2 protein-coding genes are annotated in these 4785 nt (G+C 38.2%); both read right to left on the bottom strand.

Annotated elements, in window-relative coordinates:
* Nucleotides 1-132: 132 nt before the first annotated feature.
* Complete coding sequence (locus CYQ88_RS11395) at nt 133-3390, bottom strand: EAL domain-containing protein (RefSeq protein ID WP_101841452.1); 3258 nt, start codon at nt 3388-3390, stop codon at nt 133-135.
* Between the two features lie 304 nt (nt 3391-3694).
* The coding region (locus CYQ88_RS11390; protein ID WP_143483801.1) for a carbohydrate porin at nt 3695-4785 on the bottom strand (1091 nt) is incomplete at its 5' end.

The raw sequence follows: 4785 nt of genomic DNA, 5'->3' as shown, positions 1-4785 counted from the left end.
CCAGCTTAAAAGTTGAAAAGCTTATTAAGCTTCAATAAGTTACACCGCACAAAAATATACAATAAAAATCATAATACTCTCTTAAACTGAATACTCAACCCTATGTCACCGAACCCAAACGCTTTACTTTTGCTAATGTTCATTGAATAACTGTTCAAAATTGCCAACAGGCACCGGTTCTGAAAAATGGAACCCTTGTGCAAGCTTGCAGCCCATGCTTTGCAATAAAGACAAGGCTTCATTACTTTCCACTCCTTCTGCAATTATTTCTAATTTTAGGCTTTTTGCCATATGAATAATCGCTTGCACAATTCTGTAATCATCATTGTCTAACAAGATATTAGTAATAAAACATTTATCAATTTTCAATTTATCAATTGAAAATCGTTTTATATGAGCCAAACTGGAATAACCTGTACCAAAATCATCAATCGCGATTCGAACCCCCATCAAAGATAACTGTTGAGTCAGTTCTAAAGTTTTTTCTGAATCATACATCATGCCTGATTCTGTTATCTCTAGCTCCAACCATTTAGCATCAATATTAGACTGCTGCAAAGCATCAGAGACAATCACATCTAAATTCGATTTCTTAAACTGAACCGCAGAAACATTCACAGCGATATTTAAATAAATTCCCTGTTCCTGCCAACACGCAATCTGCCTACAGGCTTCACGAATGACCCATTCCCCAAGAGACAAAATTGAACCACTCAATTCAGCAATCGAAATAAATTCATCAGGCCTAATCATCCCCTTTTCCGGATGATTCCAACGGACTAATGCCTCTGCTCCCACCATTTTTCCCGAAACAATATCTACCTGCGGTTGGTAGTACAACTCAAACTCATTTCGCTCTAGAGACAGTTTAATTTCATTTTGCATGATTAGTTTTTCAATTGAATGGTTGTCAATCTCCTCAGAATAAACTGTGCAAGTATTCTTGCCAGTATCTTTTGACCAATACATTGCCATATCCGATTTTTTAAGCAACTCATCGAATGTTTGGCCATGGGTTGGGTAAAAAGCAATGCCAACCGACATTGAAACCCTTAAATCAAAATCATTGACAACAATCGGCACATCCAAGGCTTTTTGAAGATCAACGATTCGATCAACCACAGCGGTTTCGGAGGAAATATCAGGTAAAACCATTAAGAACTCATCACCTCCTTGACGAGATAAAAGATCATGTTCTCGAGTCTTAGTATTCAAACGATTAGCGACCTTTTTCAACAATATATCGCCCATTGCGTGACCTAAAGTATCATTAACCGATTTAAACCCATCCAAATCAATAAAAACGAATGCAACCTGTCTCCCTGATTGATCGGCCTCTTCCATCAATAATTGGCTTAGTTCTTGTACATGGTTCCTACTCAATAAACCTGTTAACACATCGTAATTTGCAATATATTTAATTTTATTTTCATATTGTTTTTGTTGCTTAATATCTCGTCCAACCGCCAAAACGGTTATTACATTTCCCTGCTCATCAATTTCAGGCACAATATGAATTTGGCTAATTATGGTGTTACCGCGAGAGGTCCGCCACTCTACATCAATGACAGAAGCTTTCCCAGTTTCAAACACCTCTATGATTGACGCTTCATAAGCACGAGTACCCGGTGATTCACAGACATCCGTTGGCGTTGAGCCTAGTATATTGACATGAGAGGGTACAAGATTCATCATGGCAGGGTTTGCATACACCCTTTTACAATCCATATCATATCGACAGATCGTATCAGGGGTTGATTCGACAAGCGTTCGAAAGTCTCTCTCTTTCTTCTCTAAAGACTCTTGTGTGTGCTTTAGCTCAGTGATGTCTCGCCCAATAAAAAGAACACTTATGATCTCACCCTGATCATCGTATTCAGGAATAAGCTTGTTATAGGACCAACAAGCGCTATCTGCTAATTGTATTGCCTTAGGGATTATTTTTTCGTTACCAGCAAAAACAAGCTTATCTGTATAATAAATAGACTCAAATTCTGCGACCTCTCCAGTTGCAATAACCTGTGTTACCAAAGTCTTTAACTGGTTAGTTGACTCACTTGATAGAATGTTACTTTGCCCAAGGCGCCTTCCTAATAGTTGCGTTTTATCCACACCAATTATTAATTCAACGACAGGATTTACATAAATAATTTCAAGCTTCAGGTTATAACGAATAACCACGTCAGTTGAATTTTCACTTAAATGCTTATAGTTTTCATGACTTTGTAAGTTCATCCTCTCATTATGCTTTCTCTCAGAGATGTCCTGAGTAATCGCAAGATTGTATTCTGCATCCTCAAACAAAATATGATGAACTTTGACCTCAACAGGGTACACTTTTCCTGCTTTAGATTTGTGTAGCGATTCAAAACATTGATCATATTGGTCTCTCAAAAATTCAATATATTCGAACCCGCCTTGTTCGCAAGTATTTGGATCAATATCCCACACAGTCATGCCGTTCAGTAATTCTTCCTTACTATAACCCAGCGTATCTGATGCCGTTTGATTGACATATAGAAAACTAGCCGTTGGAATATCAATTAAAAAAACCGATTCAGAAGAAGAGTTTATTGCTGACAACAAGACTCGCATCAATCGATCACTCTGCTTCTTTTGAGTTATATTTAAATTAAAACAACTGACCCCTGAAACTTGGCCTTGTGCATCCAAGATTGGTGAGTAAAATATTTGCCAGTACTGCCGTTCATAATGCACAACGTCACCGTAGCATTGTTCGATAGAAAACGACTCCCCTTTCATAGCTCGATCAAAACAAGCCTTTGCCTGATCCGCATCATCCCTAGAGTTGATTACTTCGAATATCGATTGACCAATTCTAATGTTTTGTCCCCACCGGTTATTCATAATTACCTGATGCTGGTGATTAAAGGCTAGATACTGATATTCTGTATCAATCGCAAAGGTTACAATATCTGGCGAACTTTCCAATATTGAACTTAACAATTGATCTTTGGTTTCATTGAGTTGCTGAAGAGAATACCGGTCTGAAATATCTTGAACACTGGCGATTCGATGCTGTACTTTATTGTTTGCATCCTTTATAACCGTAATATGAACATAAACAGGAAAGGATGACCCATCCTTTCTCAGGTGCTCTGTTTCAAAAGCCATATCATTTTTTGCACACTCAAGGTTAATTTTCTCACAGTCCGACAATCGTTCCATGAATTCAGGTGCAAAAACCTCACTTGGACTTAATCCCATCAGCTCGTCAACTTGGTAACCATGCATTCTTGCAAAAGCAGGGTTAACCATCTCTAAACAATTATCCTGAGCACGACATAATGCCAAACCAACGCGCGCGTTGTCGAATACATATGAAAGTGCTTTTAGGTCATAATGTTCTGATGTTGACTTTGATGTCATATTCACATAATTCTTAGATTTATTAAGTCAATGGCATGGCATAAACTATTGTTAGAAGTGTGTAATCGCCGTTCAAATGTAGCGTTTCATAGACTTGGTCACCTTCTAAGGGCTTTATTTTGATAGGATTTTACCTATTCACCAATGAGATAACCCTACAAAAAGTTGTAGCTTTAGCTCTTTTTCTGTTAAAAGTTAACAACAGGAGCTTTATTCAGCCAGAGCCCTGATTGGGATATAGAAGGGCCCATTAAAAATGGGCTCTATTTTGGTTCTGGTATGGATTTCAAAATTAGAAAAAGAATCAAAAGAAGTAGGAAAGGCGTAGATTGGCTGACCAAAGAGAGTTACTAAGCTGAACTTCATCATGATTATAGACAGGATGTTCAAAATATTGCAAAGAAGGCGTAATATCAAATGAATCCTCTAAACGATAGCGTAAATAAACTTCGAGCGTTTGATTATTATCTCTATAACCTTTGTCAGTAATGTGGTTTGACATTTTAGTACAACTGTATCCTGAACCAAATACCCAGTCGGCGCGTTGATATTCGTATACCAATGACGTAAAGACCTCACCTGATGAAACTTCAGGATTGGCATAACCTATACGCCCTTCGAAACTATGCTGATCAAAACTTTGATAAGCATTCAAATAAACACCATAATTTTGCAGATTGGTTTTACTGGAATCAGACAAAGATTCATGAGGAGCCGTGTGAGTCCAAAGACCCAATGTTAGATTTCTGGAGGAAGACGTATAACTCACCTCTCCATCTAAAAACATCCCTTTGTGGTCTTGGCCTATTTCAAATGCTTGACTGTAGTTACGACTAGGATTATCTGCTAAGCCATGTGACGAAGAAACGAGTATACGTCCAAAATAATTATCGCTTAACGCATGCTGAACAACCACTCCTAACGCATAGTCAGGAAAGTCAATAATGGGGTTATTGACCAACGGAGCTGAGATAAACTGTGTAGTTTCATCATTATTAATAAAGCTACTGTCCATATAGGCAGTGGCATCAATCATTCCCGTACTTAGACTGGTTTCTGGTGTCGCATGCCATGTCATAAAAAACTCAGATAGCTGAATTCTGCCCTTATTACGACTGTCCAGTGCCGAACCAGCATCACCATTTGATTGAGGTAGAAGGTGTCCTGCAGTGGTTTGTGCAGGTGTCGTACAACCTTCAATATGAGAGTGCAAACTAATGTTAGAAAAATCATAATACACCCCAAAATCACCCGATAAAGTACTTCCACTCTCTAAAGCGCTGGTGTTGGGACTTTGATAAATAAAAGAGAGACCGCCATCATAGCCAAAACCCTCACCTGCATACGCCTGATTGAATAATAGGCACGAATAAATAGGGAACAAAATCAAAAAAC

It is taken from the genome of Hydrogenovibrio sp. SC-1 (assembly GCF_002848135.1).
GTDB lineage: Bacteria > Pseudomonadota > Gammaproteobacteria > Thiomicrospirales > Thiomicrospiraceae > Hydrogenovibrio.
This window is presented reverse-complemented; position numbering and strand designations above follow the sequence as displayed.

Excerpts from the sequence above, each read along its gene's own strand:
- CYQ88_RS11395 (WP_101841452.1), bottom strand. The coding sequence starts at position 3,390 with ATGACATCAAAGTCAACATCAGAACATTATGACCTAAAAGCACTTTCA.